Source organism: Catellatospora aurea (genome assembly GCF_042663325.1).
Classification (GTDB): Bacteria; Actinomycetota; Actinomycetes; order Mycobacteriales; family Micromonosporaceae; genus Catellatospora; species Catellatospora aurea.
The window spans coordinates 1-17970 of the sequence record NZ_JBHTAC010000029.1; the positions used below are offsets into that span (position 1 = coordinate 1).

Below are 17970 nucleotides of genomic sequence, written 5' to 3' on the forward strand. Positions count from 1 at the left end.
CGGCTTCGCTTCGCTTACCTCCTTGGTGCCGCGTGACGCCGGCGGCCGAACGCGGGGGCGGGGGCGCCTGGCCGAACGCGCGTGCGAACGGCGGTTCAATACAGGTGCGTTCCGGGTACTTCCGTGCCAACCTTGAAGCCGACAGATCGAGAGACCAAGGAGCAGATTTGCCTACTTTCCCCGACATCCTGGTGGCCGAAGAGACCACCGGTGACCTTGAACTCTCGGAGCGGCATTCGCTGCGCCGGGTGGCGGGGCTCTCCACCGAGCTCGCCGACGTCACCGAGGTCGAATACCGGCAGCTGCGGCTGGAGCGGGTGGTGCTGGTGGGCGTCTGGACCTCCGGCACCGTCGTGGACGCGGAGAACTCCCTCGCGGAGCTCGCCGCGCTCGCGGAGACCGCCGGCTCGCAGGTGCTCGAAGGCCTGATCCAGCGGCGCAGCCAGCCTGACGCCGCGACGTTCATCGGCCGCGGCAAGGTCGACGAGCTGCGGGCGGCGGTGGAGTCGACCGGCGCGGACACCGTGATCTGCGACGGCGAGCTGTCCCCGAGCCAGCTGCGCAACCTGGAGCAGAAGATCAAGGTCAAGGTGGTCGACCGGACCGCGCTGATCCTGGACATCTTCGCCCAGCACGCCAAGAGCAAGGAGGGCAAGGCCCAGGTCGAGCTGGCGCAGCTGCAGTACCTGGTGCCGCGTCTGCGAGGCTGGGGCGAGGCCCTGTCGCGGCAGACCGGTGGTTCCGGTCGTGGCGGCGGCGCGGGCGGCGGTGTGGGTCTGCGCGGTCCCGGTGAGACGAAGCTGGAGACCGACCGCAGGCGCATCCGCACCCGGATCGCCAAGCTCAAGCGGGAGATCACCGCGATGAGCGTCATCCGCGACACCAAGCGGGCCGGCCGGCGCCGCAACACGGTGCCGTCGGTGGCCATCGCGGGATACACCAACGCGGGCAAGTCCAGCCTGCTCAACCGGCTCACCGGAGCAGGGGTGCTGGTCGAGGACGCGCTGTTCGCGACCCTGGACACGGCGACCCGCCGCACCGAGGCGCGCGACGGCCGGGTGTACACCCTGTCGGACACGGTCGGCTTCGTGCGGCACCTGCCGCACCAGCTGGTCGAGGCGTTCCGCTCCACGCTGGAGGAGGTCGCCGACGCCGACCTGGTGGTGCACGTGGTCGACGGGGCCCATCCGGACCCCGAGGAGCAGGTGCGGGCGGTGCGTGAGGTGCTGGCCGAGGTCGGCGCGGACCGGCTGCCCGAGTTGCTGGTGGTCAACAAGGCCGACGCCGCCCCGCAGGAGACGCTGCTGCGGCTCAAGCGGGAGTGGCCCGACGCGGTCTTCGTGTCGGCCCGGTCCGGGCAGGGCATCGAGGAGCTGCGCGACATCATCGAGTCGAAGCTGCCGGTGCCGGCGGTGGAGATCGTCGCGTGCGTGCCGTACGACCGGGGCGACCTGGTGGCGAAGGTCCACCGCAGGGGTGAGGTGCTGGCGTCGGGACACACCGCCGCCGGAACCCAGCTCCGGGCCCGTGCCGATCGGGAACTGGCCGCTGAGCTGGGCGTATACGCAATTACTGATAGTGACTGGGTAACCGACGCATCGTGACGTATTAATCGCGTTACGCAGGACCGTGTCCAGTCGTGGCAAACTGTCCGGATGCGGTTAACGGGAATCCTGGTGAAGGCAGGTGCGGCCACTTTCGCGGTCGCGCTCGGAGTCGGGCTGCTCAGCGCCCCCGCGGGGGCCGAGCCCAGCCCGGCTCCGAGCGGTAAGGCGACTGAAGAGAAGGTCGTGCCGGGCGAGAAGGTCTGCACTGTCACGGGCCCGTCGGCGAACACCCCGGGACTGACCGAGCTGTCCGGCCTGGTCGCGGTCGGCAACACGTACTACGCGATCAACGACAGCAACGACGTCAAGTCGAACATGAAGCTGTTCAAGCTCAACTCGGCCTGCAAGGTCACGGCGTCGTACAAGTACACCGGCGACGGCGCGCTCGACCCCGAGGACGTCGCGGCCGGCCCGAACGGCGAGATCTGGATCGCCGACACCGGCGACGCGAAGATCAACCAGGACGACTTCACCGTCACCCACGACCGCCCGCGCATCGCGCTGTGGAAGTTCGCGGACGGCAAGATGACCGGCCCGTACCGGATGTCCTACCCGGCGAAGAAGTTCGACGCCGAGGCGCTGATCATCGACGCCGAGGGCAAGCCGATCATCGTCACCAAGGACTGGGACTTCACCGCCGCCGAGGGCAAGACCTACCTCTTCGCGCCGACCGGTCCCCTGGTCGCGGGCGGCAACCCCACGCCGATGAAGGAGCTGGGCTCGCTCACGCTGCCGCGTACGGAGACCGCGAACCCGATGGGCGGCCTGGGCCGCCGCCAGGTCACCGGCGCGGCCAAGAACGCCGACGGCACCAAGGTCGTGCTGCGCACGTACGCCGACGCGTTCGAGTGGGACATCAAGGGCAACGACATCGCGGGCGCGCTCACCAAGGACAAGCCGCGGGTCACCCACCTGCCGGAGGAGCCGTTCGGTGAGGCCATCACCTACTCGGCCGACGGCAGCAAGTTCGTCACCGTCTCGGAGACCGAGCAGACCAAGACCGCGACCGCGGCCGCGCAGAAGCCCACGCTGCTGAAGTACACGCCGGATACGGAGGAGTTCGTCGAGCAGGCCCCGCAGAAGGGCCCCGAGAAGGCGGGCAAGGCCTGGTATCTCGACCTCTTCGACGACATCGGTCAGCTGTACCTGGCGCTGTCCGGGGTCGGCGTGTTCGGTGTGCTGCTGGTCGTGCTCGGCGTGGTCGGCGTGATCAAGGGCCGTAAGCGCAAGGGCCGCAAGGGCGGCGAGGTCGACGACGACTTCGAGCCGGCGGACAACTCGGCCACCACCATGCTCGCGCCCGTCGGCGTCGGCGGGGGCGGCTACCAGTCCGGCTACTACGCCGAGCAGGGCGGCGGCTACGACCAGGGCTACGGCCAGCAGTACGGCGGCCAGCAGTACGGCCAGCCCGGCGGCTACGACCAGGGTTACGGCCAGCAGTACGGCGGCGGCCAGCAGGGCTACGACCCTGGCTACGGCAACCAGGGCCACGGCAACCAGCCCGGCTACGGACAGCAGTACGGCGGCCAGCAGTACGGCGGGCACCAGCAGTACCAGGGCCAGCAGTACGGCGGCGGCCAGGTGCACGACGGCGTCCACCAGACCGAGCCCGCGTACTACCAGCCCGACGGCGGCTACCCGAACCAGCAGGGCTACGAGCAGTACCGCTGACGCGTGAACGGAGAGCGGCCCGCCCCCGGCAGTGGGGGCGGGCCGCTTCGTCGTCAGGCTCAGACGCGGCGCATCACGAAGACGACCTTGCCGAGGATCACCGCGGCGTCGCCCGGGATCGGGTCGTAGGCCGGGTTGCGCGGCATCAGCTGCACGTGTCCCTCGCGCAGCCGGTAGACCTTGACGGTGGCCTCACCGTCGATCATCGCGGCGACGATGTCGCCGTTCTCGGCGTTGGGCTGCTGGCGCACCACGACCCAGTCGCCGTCGCAGATCGCGGCCTCGATCATCGAGTCGCCCTTGACCTGGAGCGAGAAGAGCGTGCCCTGGCCGACCAGTTCGCGCGGCAGCGGCAGCACCTCCTCGATCGACTCCTCGGCCAGGATCGGCCCGCCGGCGGCGATGCGGCCCAGCAGCGGCACATACACCGGGGTGGGGCGGGCGGCCAGCGCGGCCTCGTCGTCGGCGTCGGCCGGGGTGCGCACGTCCACCGCGCGCGGGCGCGACGGGTCGCGGCGCAGGAAGCCCTTCCGCTCCAGCTCCTTGAGCTGGTAGGCGACCGAGGACGGGGAGACCAGGCCGACGGCCTCGCCGATCTCGCGCACGGTCGGCGGGTAACCGTGCTGCTCCACCCACTCGCGGATGACCGCGAGGATGCGCTTCTGGCGGCTGCTCAGGTCGGCGGCCTGCAGGTCGGCGGGGGAGGCACTGGTCGCGGAGACCGCGCGCACAGGCCCCGCGCCCGCGGGCGCCGCGGGCGGCCGGCCGGGCCGGGACGCTCGCTCGGTGGGGGACATGTCGGACCTCCGGTGGATAGTGACAGTGGCGGCGACTCTCACCGGACACACTAATGCGACATGATGTCAGTTTCAAACATCTGTACGACTCTGTCGACGGTGTCACGCATGTTTCACGAGTGGGTGACGGTACGTGTTGTTGTCCGCGACACGCCACGCGCAAGCGCGTTTCAACTTGCCTACGCGTCGGTTGGGGCATAGGTTCAACCCCAACATCTTGTGGTGGCACCGAGCCGACCGCCCATAGATTGGGGTAAGAGCCCCATCTGGCGGGTCGGCCGTACCCCCGCATCCGCACCCACCCCCGGGCGCCCGCGAAGAGGCAGGCGTCGGCGGTGCGGTGCCCGGAATGCGGGACGGGACACCCGGCAAGGGTGACGACGACGTGGGAGGTGACAGCGATGCGATGCCCGTACTGCAGGCACCCGGACTCCCGCGTGGTGGACTCCCGGGAGGCCGACGACGGCCAGCTCATCCGCCGCCGCCGGCACTGCCCCGAATGTGGCAAGCGGTTCACCACGGTCGAGGAGTCGGTGCTGGCCGTGGTCAAGCGCAGCGGGGTGACCGAGCCGTTCAGCCGCTCGAAGATCATGGGCGGCGTGCGCAAGGCCTGCCAGGGCCGGCCGGTCGACGAGGACGCCATCGCGCTGCTCGCGCAGCGGGTGGAGGAGGCCGTTCGCGCCCGGGGGGCCGCGGAGGTTCCCAGCGGCGAGGTCGGCCTGGCCATCCTCGGGCCGCTGCGTGACCTGGACGAGGTCGCCTACCTGCGCTTCGCCAGCGTGTACCAGGACTTCCAGTCCGCCGAGGACTTCATCCGGGAGATCGAGGTCCTGCGGGCCGCGGTTAAAACCCGGGCGGCTGGGCAAGAGGCAGCCGAACCCGCCTCCGACGAGGCCGACAGCGGGCTGCCCGCGGGTCAGGTCGCGGGCTGACGCTCGGCAATCAGAACGTGCAGTTGTTTGTTGATTAAAGAGAACCTGAGGGGGCTGACGATGGGGGAGAACGCCACGGCGAGCGCGAAGCGCACGCGGGCGAACGCCGGAGGTCTGAAGATCGAGCGGGTGTGGACGACCGAGGGCGTGCACCCGTACGACGAGATCACCTGGGAACGCCGGGACGTCGTCATGACGAACTGGCGCGACGGCTCGATCAACTTCGAGCAGCGGGGGGTCGAGTTCCCCGACTTCTGGAGCGTCAACGCGACGAACATCGTGACGACGAAGTACTTCCGCGGCGCGGTCGACACCCCCGAGCGGGAGTGGAGCCTCAAGCAGCTGGTGGACCGGGTCGCCAAGACCTACCGGGCCGCCGGTGAGCAGCACGGCTACTTCGCCACCCCCGCCGACGCGGAGCTGTTCGAGCACGAGCTGGTCTGGATGCTGGTGCACCAGGTGTTCAGCTTCAACTCGCCGGTCTGGTTCAACGTGGGCACCGCCAGTCCGCAGCAGGTCAGCGCCTGCTTCATCCTGTCCGTGGACGACTCGGTCGACTCCATCATGGACTGGTACAAGGAAGAGGGCCTGATCTTCAAGGGCGGCTCCGGTTCCGGCGTCAACCTCTCCCGCATCCGCGCCAGCAAGGAGCTGCTCTCTTCGGGCGGCACCGCGTCCGGCCCGGTCAGCTTCATGCGCGGCGCCGACGCCTCGGCCGGCACCATCAAGTCCGGCGGCGCCACCCGCCGCGCGGCCAAGATGGTCATCCTCGACGTGGACCACCCGGACATCGAGGAGTTCATCGCGACCAAGGCGCGCGAGGAGGACAAGATCCGCGCGCTGCGCGACGCGGGCTTCGACATGGACCTGGGCGGCCGCGACATCGTCAGCGTGCAGTACCAGAACGCCAACAACTCGGTGCGCGTGTCCGACGAGTTCATGACCGCGGTCGAGGAGGGCAAGGGCTTCGACCTGCTGGGCCGCCTCGACGGCCGGGTCATCGACACCGTCGACGCCAAGGGCCTGTTCCGCAAGATGGCCGAGGCGGCCTGGGCCTGCGCCGACCCCGGCATCCAGTACGACGACACCATCAACGACTGGCACACCTGCTCGGAGACCGGCCGGATCACGGCCAGCAACCCGTGCTCGGAGTACCTGCACCTGGACGACACGTCCTGCAACCTGGCCTCGCTGAACCTGCTCAAGTTCCTCGGCGCGGACGGCTCGTTCGACGTCGTGCGGTTCACGAAGTCGGTCGAGTTCGTGATCACCGCGATGGACATCTCCATCTGCTTCGCGGACTTCCCGACCCAGAAGATCACCGAGAACACCCGGGCCTACCGGCAGCTCGGCATCGGCTACGCCAACCTGGGCGCGCTGCTCATGGCGTCGGGCCTGCCGTACGACTCCGAGGGCGGCCGCCAGCTGTCCGCCGCGATCACCGCGCTGATGACCGGTGTCGCGTACCGGCGCTCGGCCGAGCTCGCCGGCGTCGTCGGCGCGTACGACGGCTACGCCCGCAACGCCACCCCGCACCAGCGGGTCATGCGCAAGCACGCCGCCGCCGCGGACGCCATCAAGCCCGTGGGCCCGGTCGCGACCCTGGTGGCCAAGGAGGCGCAGAAGCAGTGGAAGGCGGGCAACGCCCTCGGTGAGAAGCAGGGCTGGCGCAACTCCCAGGCCAGCGTGCTCGCCCCCACCGGCACCATCGGCTTCATGATGGACTGCGACACCACCGGTGTGGAGCCGGACCTGGCGCTGGTCAAGTTCAAGAAGCTGGTCGGCGGTGGTTCGATGCAGATCGTCAACCAGACCGTGCCGCGCGCCCTGCGCAACCTGGGCTACCAGGAGGAGCAGGTCGAGGCGATCACCGAGTACATCGCCGAGCACGGCCACGTCGTCGACGCCCCCGGCCTCAAGCCGGAGCACTACGCGGTCTTCGACTGCGCGATGGGCGAGCGCTCGATCGCGCCCATGGGCCACGTGCTCATGATGGCCGCGGTGCAGCCGTTCATCTCCGGCGCGATCAGCAAGACCGTCAACATGCCGGAGTCGGCGACGGTCGAAGAGGTCGAGCAGATGTACTTCGACGGGTGGCGCCTCGGCCTCAAGGCCCTGGCCATCTACCGCGACAACTGCAAGGTCGGCCAGCCGCTGTCGGTCTCCAAGAAGGACAAGGAGCCCGCGCAGGCGGTGGCCCCCGTCTCGGCCCCCGTGGTCGAGAAGGTCATCGAGTACCGCCCGGTGCGCAAGCGCCTGCCGAAGAAGCGCCCGTCGCAGACGGTCTCCTTCACCGTCGGCGAGGCCGAGGGCTACCTGACCGCGTCGTCGTACCCCGACGACGGCCTCGGCGAGGTCTTCCTCAAGCTGGGCAAGCAGGGCTCGACCCTGGCCGGTGTCATGGACGCGTTCTCGATCGCCGTCTCCGTCGCGCTGCAGTACGGCGTGCCGCTGCAGACGTACGTCGAGAAGTTCATGAACATGAAGTTCGAGCCCGCCGGCATGACCGACGACCCGGACATCCGCCTGTCGAACTCGGTGATGGACTACATCTTCCGCCGCCTGGCGCTCGACTTCCTGCCCTACGAGCAGCGGGCCGAGCTGGGCGTGTTCACCGCGTCCGAGCGCGCCGCGCGGCTGCGGGCCGAGGAGGAGGGCGTGGAGTACGTGCCGCCGGCGGCGTCGGCCGCCCCTGCGCAGACCGCGGTGACCCCGGTCGCCGCGCCGACCCGGATCGGCTCCTCGACCGAGGTGCTGGAGTCCATCACGGGCCGCGTGTCGGACGCGCCGCTGTGCTACACCTGCGGCACCAAGATGCGCCCCGCGGGCAGCTGCTACGTCTGCGAGGGCTGCGGCTCGACCAGCGGCTGCAGCTGATATTGGGCCGAGGTGCATTTGCTGCAACGCCGAATTCGTTCGATGAAGGCGGCAGCTAAGGCACGCGGGCCGTGGCAAGGGAGTTCCGGTGCTACGGCTGGCGCCTGAAAGGCCAGCGACCGCCCGATCCTGTAGGGGGCCGGGCGGTCGCTGCGGCAAGGACGTGGTGTCCCGCTCGGTGTAGGAACCTGCATGACACCACATCCTGGGCCGCAGATCGGCCAGCCCCAATCATGCGCCTGCGATGTTCACGGCGATGCTGGACGGCTAGGACACCCAGCAGCGCGCCGGTTCTTCCGGGCAGCGCAAGGCGGAGGCGAAAGGCCAGACCGCCGCCCGACGTTGTAGCTCGAGGTGGGCTCGTAACACCTGGCGTGAGCTACCGCGGTCTGGCCGCTCTTTTGGAAAAGTTTCCACGAACACACCGGTTTGCTCATTGTGCGAACACGCGACATAGTGGAAACTTTTGCTTGTGGGGTTGCAGTCCGAGAAACAGTTGCTCGCCGATGGCTATGATGCTCTTTCCGCGCTACTCAACGAGGGTCCTGGACTGGAACTACGGCGTCGGCCCGCACCTCACGAGGCACGGGACGACGCGGGGTACGACGCATTTTGGGAGGTTGCTGGGGATGCCTCTTCGTACATTGGCACCTTCCTCGTAGAGGCCAAGGCCCGTGTGACCCCCCGCACCGTGGAGCATCTGAGGCCGATGCTGCGACCGGCGCGGCTACACCTGATGCACGAGCCGACTGTCCTGGTCCTCGCACCGTGGATCAGCCCGCGATCGCGCGCGCTCATCGCCGAGGAAGGGTGGAGCTACCTCGACCTGACCGGCAACGCTCTGATCAGAATGCGCCGCCCTGCCCTCTACGTACGTCTCATCGGATCCGACACCGACCCCAATCCACGCGAGCGCTCCGAGGTGCTGCTGCGCGGTACTCAGATCCACGCGCTGGTACGTGTGCTGGCCGACGTCGAGCCGCCCTACCGGCTCGCCGACCTCGCGGAAGTCACGGGACTGAGTAAGGGTTATCTGTCGAAGTCCCTCTCCAGTCTGCACGAACAGGGCCTAATCGATCGTCCTGGCAGCGGCCCTGTCACCAGCGTGGACTGGCCGCAACTGCTACGTGCTCGTGCAGCTGAATATCAAGTGCTGCGCACCAACCGCTCGATCACCTACCTGGCGCGCCGCGGACTTGATGTGCTGCTGCGCGAGTTGCGCGGCGCCCCCGATGCGCTGGTCACCGGGTCATTCGCCGCTCACCGGATCGCCCCGGTGGCTGCCCCGGCCCAGCTGTTGCTCTATGTTCCGGACATCGATACCTATGCCAAGCGTTGGGAACTGCTGGCCACTAGCACCGGTGCCAATGTGGTGCTCCTGGAGGCGGCGTCCGGCTCCCAGTTGGAGCGGCCCCACAGTGTTGACGGCCTCCGCCACGTCGGCTACAGCCAACTCGTCATGGACTTGCTGTCCGGCAACGGAAGACTGCCGGAGGAAGGCGAGGCGGTCCTCGAGTGGATGATCGACACACCCGGATGGCGGTTGCCGGACTTGAAGGCTCTGCGCCAGTAGCCTGCCGCAGTGAGCGTCGCCATCGACCCCCTCTATGTCGCCGCCCGATGCGTGCTGCTCGACGCTCTCGAAGCTTTGGCGGTACACCGCGATGCCGTGGTCATCGTTGGAGCGCAAGCGGTGTACCTGCACTCCAGTGATGCCGACCTTGACGCCGGTGTCGCGCCCTACACGACCGACGGCGACTTGGCGATCGTGCCACAGCGGCTGAGCGAGGAGCCGGAAATCGCCGACGCGATGCGCCGAAACGGGTTCACCCTCAAAGTCAAAGCCGGTGGCGGCGTCGAGCCAGGCAGCTGGTTGGCCACGGTTACCGTGTCTGGACAACCCCAGGTGATTCCCGTCGACCTGATCGTTCCCGGCGAGCTTGCCCCTAACCACGGACGCCGCGACGCCCGGTTACCGGACCACGGCAGCAACGCCACGCGTTGGGCGGCGGGCCTCGAGGCGGCGGTACTGGACAACCAGGTGATGACCGTCGGTAGCCTCCAACCCGACACCGACGCTCGTCTGTTGCAGGTGCGCGTGGCCGGGCCGGCTGCTCTGCTCATCGCGAAGTGCCACAAGATCTACGAGCGGCTCCACGACAATCAAGGACGCCCGCACCGGGTGCGTAGCAAGGACTCCGGCGACGTCATTCGGCTCATGCGCGGGCACGCCAGCGCCGAGCAGATCGGGAGGCAGATGGCCGCCATGGCGGACGACGCGATGGCCGGATCGACCGTCGCCGTCGGTGTGAACCTGCTGGAGAGTCTGTTCGGTCGGGGCGCTTCTCCTGGTATTGCAATGGCTGCCGAGGCTCTGTCCGGTGCTTTGGACGCCAAGCAGATCCGTGCTCTTGCGCCCGCGTTCGTCGCCGAACTGACCCGCGCCTACCGCGGCTGACCCTTATCGCCGCGCATTGAAACCAGGTTCTCTGCAGGTGCTGGACGCGCCCAATCATGCAGACAGCTCGGGCCAAGTTCGGTTGGTGAGCCTTTGCGAAGACGAACTATTACGCGACTGGCTCGTAGGTCAGGTCGATGGCTTAGGTACAACCGACCGGGGAGGCGCACAAAGGTCGCGATGACCAAGGACGAGGCCGTGGCGCGGCTGAACCGCTACTGGGCCGACGGCTCCTGAGTCAGGCGTGCCAGACCGCGGCGTCGTGGGCGAAGACGACGCGCTGCGGGTCGAGGGTGGCGAGGTGGTCGAGCCACGGGTGGTACGGCGGGAGCGGGGCGGCTGCCCCGTCGGCGGCGGCACGGCGGGCGAGCTGGGCGCAACTGAAGTCGGTGGCCAGATCGTAGGCCTGCCCGGCGAGCACGGTGGTGACGCCGTCGGGGCCGCGTACCACCAGGCTCTGGTGCCCGGCCGTGTGGCCGGGCGTCGGGATGATCCACACTCCGGGGCTGATCTCGGCCTCGCCGTCGAGTTCGCGGTAGTCGACGCCGGGGAAGTCGACCAGGTGGTCGAAGGTGTAGTTCCCGGCCCGCGCGGTCGCGAGTTCGGTGCGCTGGGTGAACACGGGGCGGCCGGGCAGCAGCGGGTTGCCGCCGCAGTGGTCGAAGTGCAGGTGGCAGTTGACGACCAGGGAGATGTCGTCGAGGCGTACGCCATGGTCTGCCAGCGCCTGCGGCAGCGGGCGGCGGACCGGCCGGTAGTGGGCCTCGGTCTCGTCGTCGCCGTGGCCCATACCGGTGTCGAACAGGATCAGCCCGTCCGCGCCGTCCACCAGGTACGCCAGCACCGCCTCGACCCTCGGGTGTGGACCGCCGGCCTCCTCGGCGGGCCGGATGAAGTAGCCGAGGTCCAGTCTGTGTATCGCGTTGTCGCCCGCCATCAGGCCATCCTGGCACCGATCATGAATTGTCGGGGGAGCTGCCTAACCTTCGCGCCATGAATTCGTGGCACCATGCGCAGTCCGCGGCCCGCAAGTGGGGTGGTGAGCCGGAGGACTACCTCGCCATCGAGGAGTTCATCGACTCCTCGAAGCAGATCATCGGCGACGTCCGGCACCGCTCGATGTACCACCACACCGCGGGCGTCTACCTGTGCCAGCGCATCTTCGGAGACACGCTGCGGGTGGGGCGCAAGCGCATCCCGGTGCGGCTGATCGCCGAGCGGCACATCCTGGAGGACCTGGGCTGGCTGCCCTCGCCCGCCGACTACATCGCGGGTATGGCGATCAAGCCGTGGATGTCGGGTGCGCAGCGCAAAGAGGTGCCGTTGTCGACACTGTTGGGAGAGGACCACCGTTGAGCCACACCAGTTTCCTGGGCATTCCGGTCGAAGGCGAGATCACGGCCGGTGACCGGGTGCCGCAGCGCCCGCTGTCGGAGCTGAGACCGATCCTGACCGCGGTGCTCGACGACGACGCGATCGTGGAGTTCGGCTGGCAGCAGTACACGCCGTACTTCAACGACGGCGAGGCGTGCGTGTTCAGCGCGGAGTCGTTCTGGGCGCGGACGGCCGAGGACGGCGCGGACGACGACTGGCGTGTGCTGGAGGTCGGCGAGTACGCCGACAGGCACCCGACGCTGGGCGGCCGCTGCCTGTCCGATCGGGGTTCCTACCCGCGGACCGAACTGCCGTATGAGGGCGACGACGAGCAGCGTTACGAGCGGGTGCGGGCGCTCGCCGACGCCGTCCGGGGCGGCGGGTTCAACGATGTGCTGCTGGAGGCGTTCGGCGACCACGCCACGGTGACCGTTCGGCGCAGCGGCATCACGGTCGAGTTCTACGACCACGAGTGACCCTGCCGGTGGCGCGCCCCGGACGCCGGCGCGGTGAACGCGGGTCCGGGGCCGGACAGGGCAACGAGGTCCGGGCCCCGGCGCCTATGGTCGAGCGGCCTCAGGCGGTCGTGCCGCCGATGCCCATCGCGTCGGCGATGCGCAGGTGCGGCCGGGCCTCGTCGTGGCGGCTCTGCCGCTGCAGGCAGCGGCCCAGCATGAGGTGGGCGTAGTGCTCCGCGGGGTCGTGGTCGAGCACCCGGCGCAGCTGGTCCTCGGCCTTGTGCAGCTGGGCCGAGTGGTAGTAGGCGCGCGCCAGCAGCAGCCGGGGCGCCACGTCGTCCGGGGCTTCGTCCACCACCGGTCCCAGGATCTGGGCAGCCGTGATGTAGTCGCCGTAGTCGAAGAACAGCCTTCCGCGCTCGTACTCCTCCAGGATTCCCACGCATCGGACAACTGCCTGGAAGGGCCGCGCATTCCCCGGATAGCATCGCGGCCATGGCTCACTCGATCATCTCCCCGCCGGTCGCCTGAGGCGGACGGCGTCGCACCACTGACGTGACGGCATTCGCCGCACGTCCGGTGGCCGTCCGCATACGCGGAATCGTCGGCCATCGAGCAGTGGAGACAGGAAGATGGAGTCCAGCACAGGGCTCGCGCCGTCGCGCGCGTGCCGGACCGCGTCGCACGGGCGCGGCATGTTCTACGTGGCGGTCGCGGCGACCGCCTGGGGCACCGGCGGCGCGGTCGCCGCGGTCCTCTACCGCACCAGCGGCCTCGGGCCGGTCGCGGTGTCCTTCTGGCGGCTGGTGCTCGGCATCGCCGTGCTGGCCGGGCTGCACCTGGCCCTCGGCGAGCGGTTCGGCGCGCGCCGGCGGGACGCGCTGGTGCTCGGGGCCGGGCTGGCGGTGTACCAGACGGCCTACTACGGGTCCATCGCGTACGCCGGGCTGGCCGTCGGCACCGTGGTCACCCTCGGGGCGTGCCCTGTGGTGATCGCGCTCGCGGCGCGCTGGACGCTCGGCGAGGCGCTGAGCGCGGGCCGGGTCGCCGCGGTGGCGCTGGGGCTGGCGGGGCTGGTGCTGCTGGTGGGAGGCGGCGGGCAGGCCGGGTCCGCACCGGTGCTGGGGGTGGCGTTCGGCCTGCTCTCGGCGGCCGGGTACGCCGTGGTGACGATCTACTCGCGGCGGGTCGGAGGTGACCTGTCCGGGGCCACGGTCGGCTCGTTCGCGGTGGCGGCGGGTTGCCTGCTGCCGATCGCGCTGGTGGAGGGGCTGCTGCCGGCGGCGGACGGTCCGGCCGACCTGTCGGTGGGTGGGCTCGCCGGGACGGTGGGCTGGCTGCTGTACCTGGGGGCGGTGCCGACGGCGCTGGCGTACCGCCTGTTCTTCGCCGGGGTGGCGGCGGTGCCGGCCACGGTGACCGCGGTGGTGACGCTGGTGGAGCCGGTGGCGGGGGTGCTGATCGCGGTCGGGCTGCTGGGCGAGCGGATCACCCTGGCGGCGGCCTCCGGGGCGGTGCTGATGCTGGCGGCGGTCGCCGGGCTGGCCCGCACCGGCTGACGGCCGGGCCATCTGGTGATCGTTATTTCGGGACAGAACGTTTGGTCAGAGCGCAGATACTGACCTGAAACGGCGATCATGCCCCCGCAGCCCACCCGACCGAGGTTAGGAAGGGCACCTTCTACATCGCGGAGCGATGTGAAGGTGCCCTTCCTTCGCCTTCACCGGTTGACGGTGGACATGCCGGCGGGGGCGTAGCGTTCGCCGGCGACCGCGCCGGGTGGGACGGCCGCGGTGAGGCGGTGGAGCTGGTCGGGCGTGAGGACCAGGTCGGCGGCGGCCATGTTCTCCTCCAGGTAGGGCACGCGTTTGGTGCCGGGGATGGGGAGCACGTCGTCGCCCTGGGCGAGCAGCCAGGCCAGGGCGGCCTGGGCCGGGGTCGCGCCGAGTTCGTCGGCGACCTCGCGGACCGCTCGCACCAGGGCCATGTTCTGGGCGAAGTTCTCCTCGGCGAACCGTGGCACGGTGCGCCGGAAGTCGTCGGCGGCCAAGTCGGCCGGGGAAGTGATCTTGCCGGTGAGCCAGCCGCGGCCGACGGGGGAGTACGCCACCAGGCCCACCCCGAGTTCCCGGCAGGTCGCCAGCATCTCGTCCTCGACGAACCGGGTGAACAGGGAGTACTCCATCTGCACCGCGGTGATCGGAAACACGGCGTGCGCGGCCCGCAGCGTCGCGGGGCTGACCTCGGACAGGCCGATGAAGCGCACCTTGCCCTGCTTGACGAAGTCGGCCATGGCCGCGACGGTGTCCTCGATCGGCACGTCGGGGCTGCGCCGGTGCATGTAGTACAGGTCGATGCGGTCGGTGCGCAGGCGGCGCAGCGAGTCCTCCAGCGCCTCGCGGGCCCACTGCGGCGACGAGTCGACCCAGCGCCGGACCAGGTCGCCCTGCGCGTCCAGCTCGCCGCGGTTGGCGAACTTGGTGGCGAGCACGTACTCGTCGCGCCGGTCGCCGATGGTGCGCCCGATCAGTTCCTCGTTGTGGCCGTAGCCGTACATGTCGGCGGTGTCGAAGTGGGTCACCCCGATGTCCAGGGCGCGCCGCAGCGTCGCGGCCGACCCCTCGTCGTCACGCTGCCCGTAGGCGAAGCTCATGCCCATGCAGCCGAGGCCGATGGCGCTGACCTCGGGTCCGTTGTTGCCGATGCGTCGCTTGGCGGTCATGCCCCCATCTTCTCCCGGAGCAGGCGGACACGCCCGGACAGCCGGAGACCCGGCGCGGGTGCGCAGTCCGGACCCGGACACGGAAGGTCCGGGATGACGGGGTACGCCGATACGATGCGCTGACCCCCGAGTGCCAGGAGCCCCCATGTCGTATCCGCCCCCGTCCCCGGACCAGCAGCCCGGCTACCCTCAGCAGCCCGGCTACCCGGCCCAGCCCGGCTATCCCGCCCAGCCCGGCTACCCCCAGCAGCCGGGATATCAGGCTCAGCCCGGCTACCCGGCGCAGCCGGGATACCCCGCGCAGCCCGGTTACCCCGTGCCGCCGGCCCCGAAGAAGTCGCGGGCGGGTCTGTGGATCGGGATCACGCTCGGCGTGCTCCTGCTCTGCTGCGGCGGCGGCGTCGGCGTCTGGTACCTGGTGAAGGACACCGCCGACCAGATCGAGCAGGAGATCGACGGCGCGATCGCCTCGGCCAGCGCGCAGGTCGCGGCGAAGGAGATCACTGTGGTCGCGCCCGCGACGCTCGCGGGACGGCCGAAGTCGACCGATCCGCAGCTCGAAACGGTGACCGACACCATGAAGAGCAGCTTCGAGGCCACGCTGCCGTCGGCGACGGGCGCGGTGGCGGCCTTCTACGGCGACCAGGCCAAGCGGGACCTGGTGATGATCTTCGCGGCTTCGGCGCGCATCACCGACCCGGGCCAGGAGGTCGACGCCGCGTTCGCCGGCATGGGCACGTCAGGCGTGGTCGCCACCGGGATCGTCCCGGTCGACGCGGGCCCGCTGGGCGGCGAGGCGAAGTGCGGCAGCGCCAAGACCGAGGCGGTGCCGCTGGTGGTCTGCGCCTGGGCCGACAAGGGCAGCCTGGGCATGGTGGTCTGGTACTTCAAGACCGTGAACGAGGTCAAGGCCGAGTTCATCCAGGTCCGCGGCCAGATCGAGCAGGTGGGCTGACCGGTTCGCGCCGACGGGGGCGGGCCGGTCCCGCCCCCGTCACGCGTTCTGCCAGAGCCCCACGGTGTTGCCCTCGGTGTCGGCGATGTACGCGGTGAAGCCCATCGTGCCCACGGACTGTCGTTCCTGGAGCACCCGGCCGCCGCACGAGACGATCTTGGCGAGCGCGGTGTCGAGGTCCTCGACCTCGATCGTGATGACCGGGCCGGTCACCGGAGCCTCGCGCCGGGTCATGCCGCCGTTGATCGCGCCCGGCTCGGCCGGGTTGCCCCGGTCGTCCGTGGCCACGGTGCGCACCCAGATGTAGTCGAACTCCGGCATGGCGTCGAGCTGCCAGCCGAAGGCGTCGGTGTAGAACGTGCGGGCCCGTTCGATGTCGTCGGCCGGCAGCTCGAAATGCACCACTTTTCCCGTCATGGCATCAGGCTAGGCACGCCACCCGAACGTGAGTGGACTTTCGGCGTACCCCGGCAGCGGCTAGTTTGGTCCGGTGCGGACGACGGTGATGGCGCTGATGGCGAGCGGAACGCTGCTGGCGGGCTGCTCCGGCGCCGGGGCGTCGGCGCACGAACCGCCGGCGACGCAGGCCCCCCGGGTGGTGTCGCCCAGCCCGCCCACGCCGACCGGCGCATGCCTGCTGCTGGACTCCGCCCGCATCGAGCAGCGGCTCGGCGTGCGGATGGCGATAGCCGGCGCGGCCAACCACCAGAAGACCAATACGTGCGTGGCCCGGCCGACCGAGGCGGCGCTGCCGGAACTGAGCCTGTCGGTGAGCCCGACCAAGGCCGACGTCGCCGTGTTCAAGGACGCGATGCTGCCCGACGGCGCGAAGGCCGTGTCGGCACTCGGCAAGGTCGCCTACTCGCAGCTCAAACCCGCCGCCAAGGGCCGCGGCCCGTACGCGGAGGTGGGCTGGCTGGCGGGCAACGCTCGCCTGCTGGTGCTCAAAGTCACCCTGCCCGAGGGCGGCGACGCCGCGGCCCTGCTGCCCGACGTCGTCGAACTGGCCAAGGACATCGACCGCGCCGGAGTGTGAGACCGGTACGAAAAGGCTCCACCGGCCGTTCGACGCGGCCGGTGGAGCCTTTTTCACGGTCAGCGGCTGGTGACGAAGACGCGGGACGCCACCTCGCGGGGCAGGCGGACGGGCTCGCCGCCGTGGTCGATGGAGACGCCGTCGCGTTCCTGGGCGACGGTGACCGTCGCGCCCGGGTCCACGCCGGCGGCGTGCAACTGGCGCAGCACCTCGGAGTCGGTCTGCACGCTCTCGCAGATCCGGCGCACCACGACCTGGCCGGTGAGCCCGGGGAAGGCCAGGTTGCGCTCGGGGGCGTCGCCGCCCTCGGTGTCGCGGGGCTTGATGTCCAGGGCGTCCAGGCCCGGGATGGGGTTGCCGTACGGCGAGCGGGTCGGCCGGTTGAGCAGGTCGTAGACCCGCTTCTCCACGGCGTCGCTCATCACGTGCTCCCAGCGACAGGCCTCCTCGTGGGCCTCCTCGTAGGGCATGCCGATCACGTTGACCAGGAGCAGCTCGGCGAGGCGGTGCTTGCGCATGACGGCGACCGCGTGCGCCCGCCCGGCCTCGGACAGCTGCAGGTGGCGGTCGGTCTCCACGACGGTCAGCAGCCCGTCGCGCTCCATGCGGGCCACGGTCTGGCTGACCGTCGGGCCGCTCTGGTGCAGGCGCTCGGCGATGCGGGCGCGCAGCGGCGGCACGCCCTCCTCCTCGAGCTCGAGGATGGTGCGCAGGTACATCTCGGTGGTGTCAATGAGGTCGGACATGAACGGGTCCTCTCCAAGTCGCTGGCTGCGATTCTATTGCGTGTCACCGCAGCGACACCCGTCGGCGTCTATCGGTTGATCAACCTGCGGCCGTGCCGCTCATGGCGGTTCGCGCAGGCCTGCCTCGTCGAGCGGCCGGAACGGGTCGTATGCCACCTCTCCGACAGGTGCGTCCGGATCGGCGAAGTAGCCCGAATAGCCGCCCCACTCCACCTTCTGGGCGGGTTTCAGCAGTGTCGCACCGACCGCCGTCGTTGTCGCGAGCGCCTCGTCCATCTCCGACGGAACCGGCCGGGATCACTCGGCGGGAAGTCTCGCAGCCGGGTGGGACAGTGCG

Annotated in this window: 18 protein-coding genes; 11 read left to right on the top strand and 7 right to left on the bottom strand. The window is 69.8% G+C overall.

Translation table 11 applies throughout. From position 1 onward, the window contains the following. Positions 1 to 167 precede the first annotated feature (167 nt). A complete protein-coding gene (hflX, locus tag ACFQO7_RS24605; protein WP_376808581.1) occupies positions 168 to 1604 on the top strand; it encodes a GTPase HflX in 1437 nt (478 codons plus the stop codon). Between the two features lie 51 nt (positions 1605 to 1655). After that, on the top strand, positions 1656 to 3278 hold the full coding sequence (locus ACFQO7_RS24610; RefSeq protein WP_376808582.1) for a hypothetical protein: 1623 nt from the start codon (positions 1656 to 1658) through the stop codon (positions 3276 to 3278). Between the two features lie 59 nt (positions 3279 to 3337). On the opposite strand, the gene lexA is transcribed toward ACFQO7_RS24610, so the two are convergent. Beyond that, on the bottom strand, positions 3338 to 4075 hold the full coding sequence (gene lexA / locus ACFQO7_RS24615; protein WP_376808583.1) for a transcriptional repressor LexA: 738 nt from the start codon (positions 4073 to 4075) through the stop codon (positions 3338 to 3340). A gap of 401 nt (positions 4076 to 4476) precedes the next feature. Here lexA and nrdR point away from each other — a divergent pair, with 401 nt between their 5' ends. The 4 genes from nrdR (at position 4477) to ACFQO7_RS24635 (ending at position 10342) form a co-directional block, all read left to right on the top strand. After that, positions 4477 to 5007, top strand: a complete 531-nt coding sequence (gene nrdR / locus ACFQO7_RS24620; protein WP_376808584.1) for a transcriptional regulator NrdR — start codon at positions 4477 to 4479, stop codon at positions 5005 to 5007. A gap of 60 nt (positions 5008 to 5067) precedes the next feature. Then, on the top strand, positions 5068 to 7884 hold the full coding sequence (locus ACFQO7_RS24625) for a vitamin B12-dependent ribonucleotide reductase (RefSeq protein ID WP_376808585.1): 2817 nt from the start codon (positions 5068 to 5070) through the stop codon (positions 7882 to 7884). A 472-nt stretch (positions 7885 to 8356) separates the two neighbouring features. Next, entirely contained in the window at positions 8357 to 9457 is a 1101-nt protein-coding gene (locus ACFQO7_RS24630; protein WP_376808586.1) for a hypothetical protein, read from the top strand. Positions 9458 to 9466: 9 nt separating this feature from the next. Then, positions 9467 to 10342 (top strand): hypothetical protein, encoded by an 876-nt coding sequence (locus ACFQO7_RS24635; protein WP_376808587.1) that lies wholly within the window; start codon positions 9467 to 9469, stop codon positions 10340 to 10342. Positions 10343 to 10580: 238 nt separating this feature from the next. Here the strand turns inward: ACFQO7_RS24635 and ACFQO7_RS24640 are convergent, their stop codons facing one another. Continuing rightward, positions 10581 to 11279 carry an N-acyl homoserine lactonase family protein gene (locus ACFQO7_RS24640; RefSeq protein WP_376808588.1) on the bottom strand — a complete coding sequence of 233 codons (699 nt, stop codon included), beginning with the start codon at positions 11277 to 11279 and terminating at the stop codon, positions 10581 to 10583. 56 nt (positions 11280 to 11335) lie between these two features. On the opposite strand from ACFQO7_RS24640, the gene ACFQO7_RS24645 reads away from it, so the two are divergent. Then, the gene (locus tag ACFQO7_RS24645) at positions 11336 to 11698 is read left to right on the top strand and encodes a DUF6915 family protein (protein ID WP_376808589.1); all 363 of its coding nucleotides are present in this window, start codon (positions 11336 to 11338) and stop codon (positions 11696 to 11698) included. Continuing rightward, the gene (locus ACFQO7_RS24650) at positions 11695 to 12192 is read left to right on the top strand and encodes a hypothetical protein (protein ID WP_376808590.1); all 498 of its coding nucleotides are present in this window, start codon (positions 11695 to 11697) and stop codon (positions 12190 to 12192) included. Before ACFQO7_RS24645 ends, ACFQO7_RS24650 begins: the two co-directional genes overlap by 4 nt. Positions 12193 to 12292: 100 nt before the next feature. Here the strand turns inward: ACFQO7_RS24650 and ACFQO7_RS24655 are convergent, their stop codons facing one another. Next, positions 12293 to 12616 carry a tetratricopeptide repeat protein gene (locus ACFQO7_RS24655; protein WP_376808591.1) on the bottom strand — a complete coding sequence of 108 codons (324 nt, stop codon included), beginning with the start codon at positions 12614 to 12616 and terminating at the stop codon, positions 12293 to 12295. A gap of 190 nt (positions 12617 to 12806) precedes the next feature. Here ACFQO7_RS24655 and ACFQO7_RS24660 point away from each other — a divergent pair, with 190 nt between their 5' ends. Continuing rightward, positions 12807 to 13733, top strand: a complete 927-nt coding sequence (locus tag ACFQO7_RS24660; RefSeq protein WP_376808592.1) for a DMT family transporter — start codon at positions 12807 to 12809, stop codon at positions 13731 to 13733. Positions 13734 to 13894: 161 nt separating this feature from the next. On the opposite strand, the gene ACFQO7_RS24665 is transcribed toward ACFQO7_RS24660, so the two are convergent. Then, on the bottom strand, positions 13895 to 14896 hold the full coding sequence (locus ACFQO7_RS24665) for an aldo/keto reductase (RefSeq protein ID WP_376808593.1): 1002 nt from the start codon (positions 14894 to 14896) through the stop codon (positions 13895 to 13897). 145 nt (positions 14897 to 15041) lie between these two features. Between ACFQO7_RS24665 and ACFQO7_RS24670 the strand changes: the two genes are divergently transcribed. Next, entirely contained in the window at positions 15042 to 15851 is an 810-nt protein-coding gene (locus tag ACFQO7_RS24670) for a hypothetical protein (protein ID WP_376808594.1), read from the top strand. 39 nt (positions 15852 to 15890) lie between these two features. Here ACFQO7_RS24670 and ACFQO7_RS24675 read toward each other — a convergent pair whose 3' ends face one another. Beyond that, positions 15891 to 16268 (bottom strand): VOC family protein, encoded by a 378-nt coding sequence (locus ACFQO7_RS24675; RefSeq protein ID WP_376808595.1) that lies wholly within the window; start codon positions 16266 to 16268, stop codon positions 15891 to 15893. A gap of 73 nt (positions 16269 to 16341) precedes the next feature. Between ACFQO7_RS24675 and ACFQO7_RS24680 the strand changes: the two genes are divergently transcribed. Next, positions 16342 to 16887: a hypothetical protein gene (locus tag ACFQO7_RS24680; protein ID WP_376808596.1), complete on the top strand. Its 546-nt coding sequence runs from the start codon at positions 16342 to 16344 to the stop codon at positions 16885 to 16887. Positions 16888 to 16946: 59 nt separating this feature from the next. Here the strand turns inward: ACFQO7_RS24680 and ACFQO7_RS24685 are convergent, their stop codons facing one another. Both ACFQO7_RS24685 and ACFQO7_RS24690 read right to left on the bottom strand, forming a co-directional pair. Then, positions 16947 to 17633 (bottom strand): metal-dependent transcriptional regulator, encoded by a 687-nt coding sequence (locus ACFQO7_RS24685; RefSeq protein WP_376808597.1) that lies wholly within the window; start codon positions 17631 to 17633, stop codon positions 16947 to 16949. A 99-nt stretch (positions 17634 to 17732) separates the two neighbouring features. After that, positions 17733 to 17909 (bottom strand): VOC family protein, encoded by a 177-nt coding sequence (locus tag ACFQO7_RS24690; RefSeq protein ID WP_376808598.1) that lies wholly within the window; start codon positions 17907 to 17909, stop codon positions 17733 to 17735. Positions 17910 to 17970: the final 61 nt, after the last annotated feature.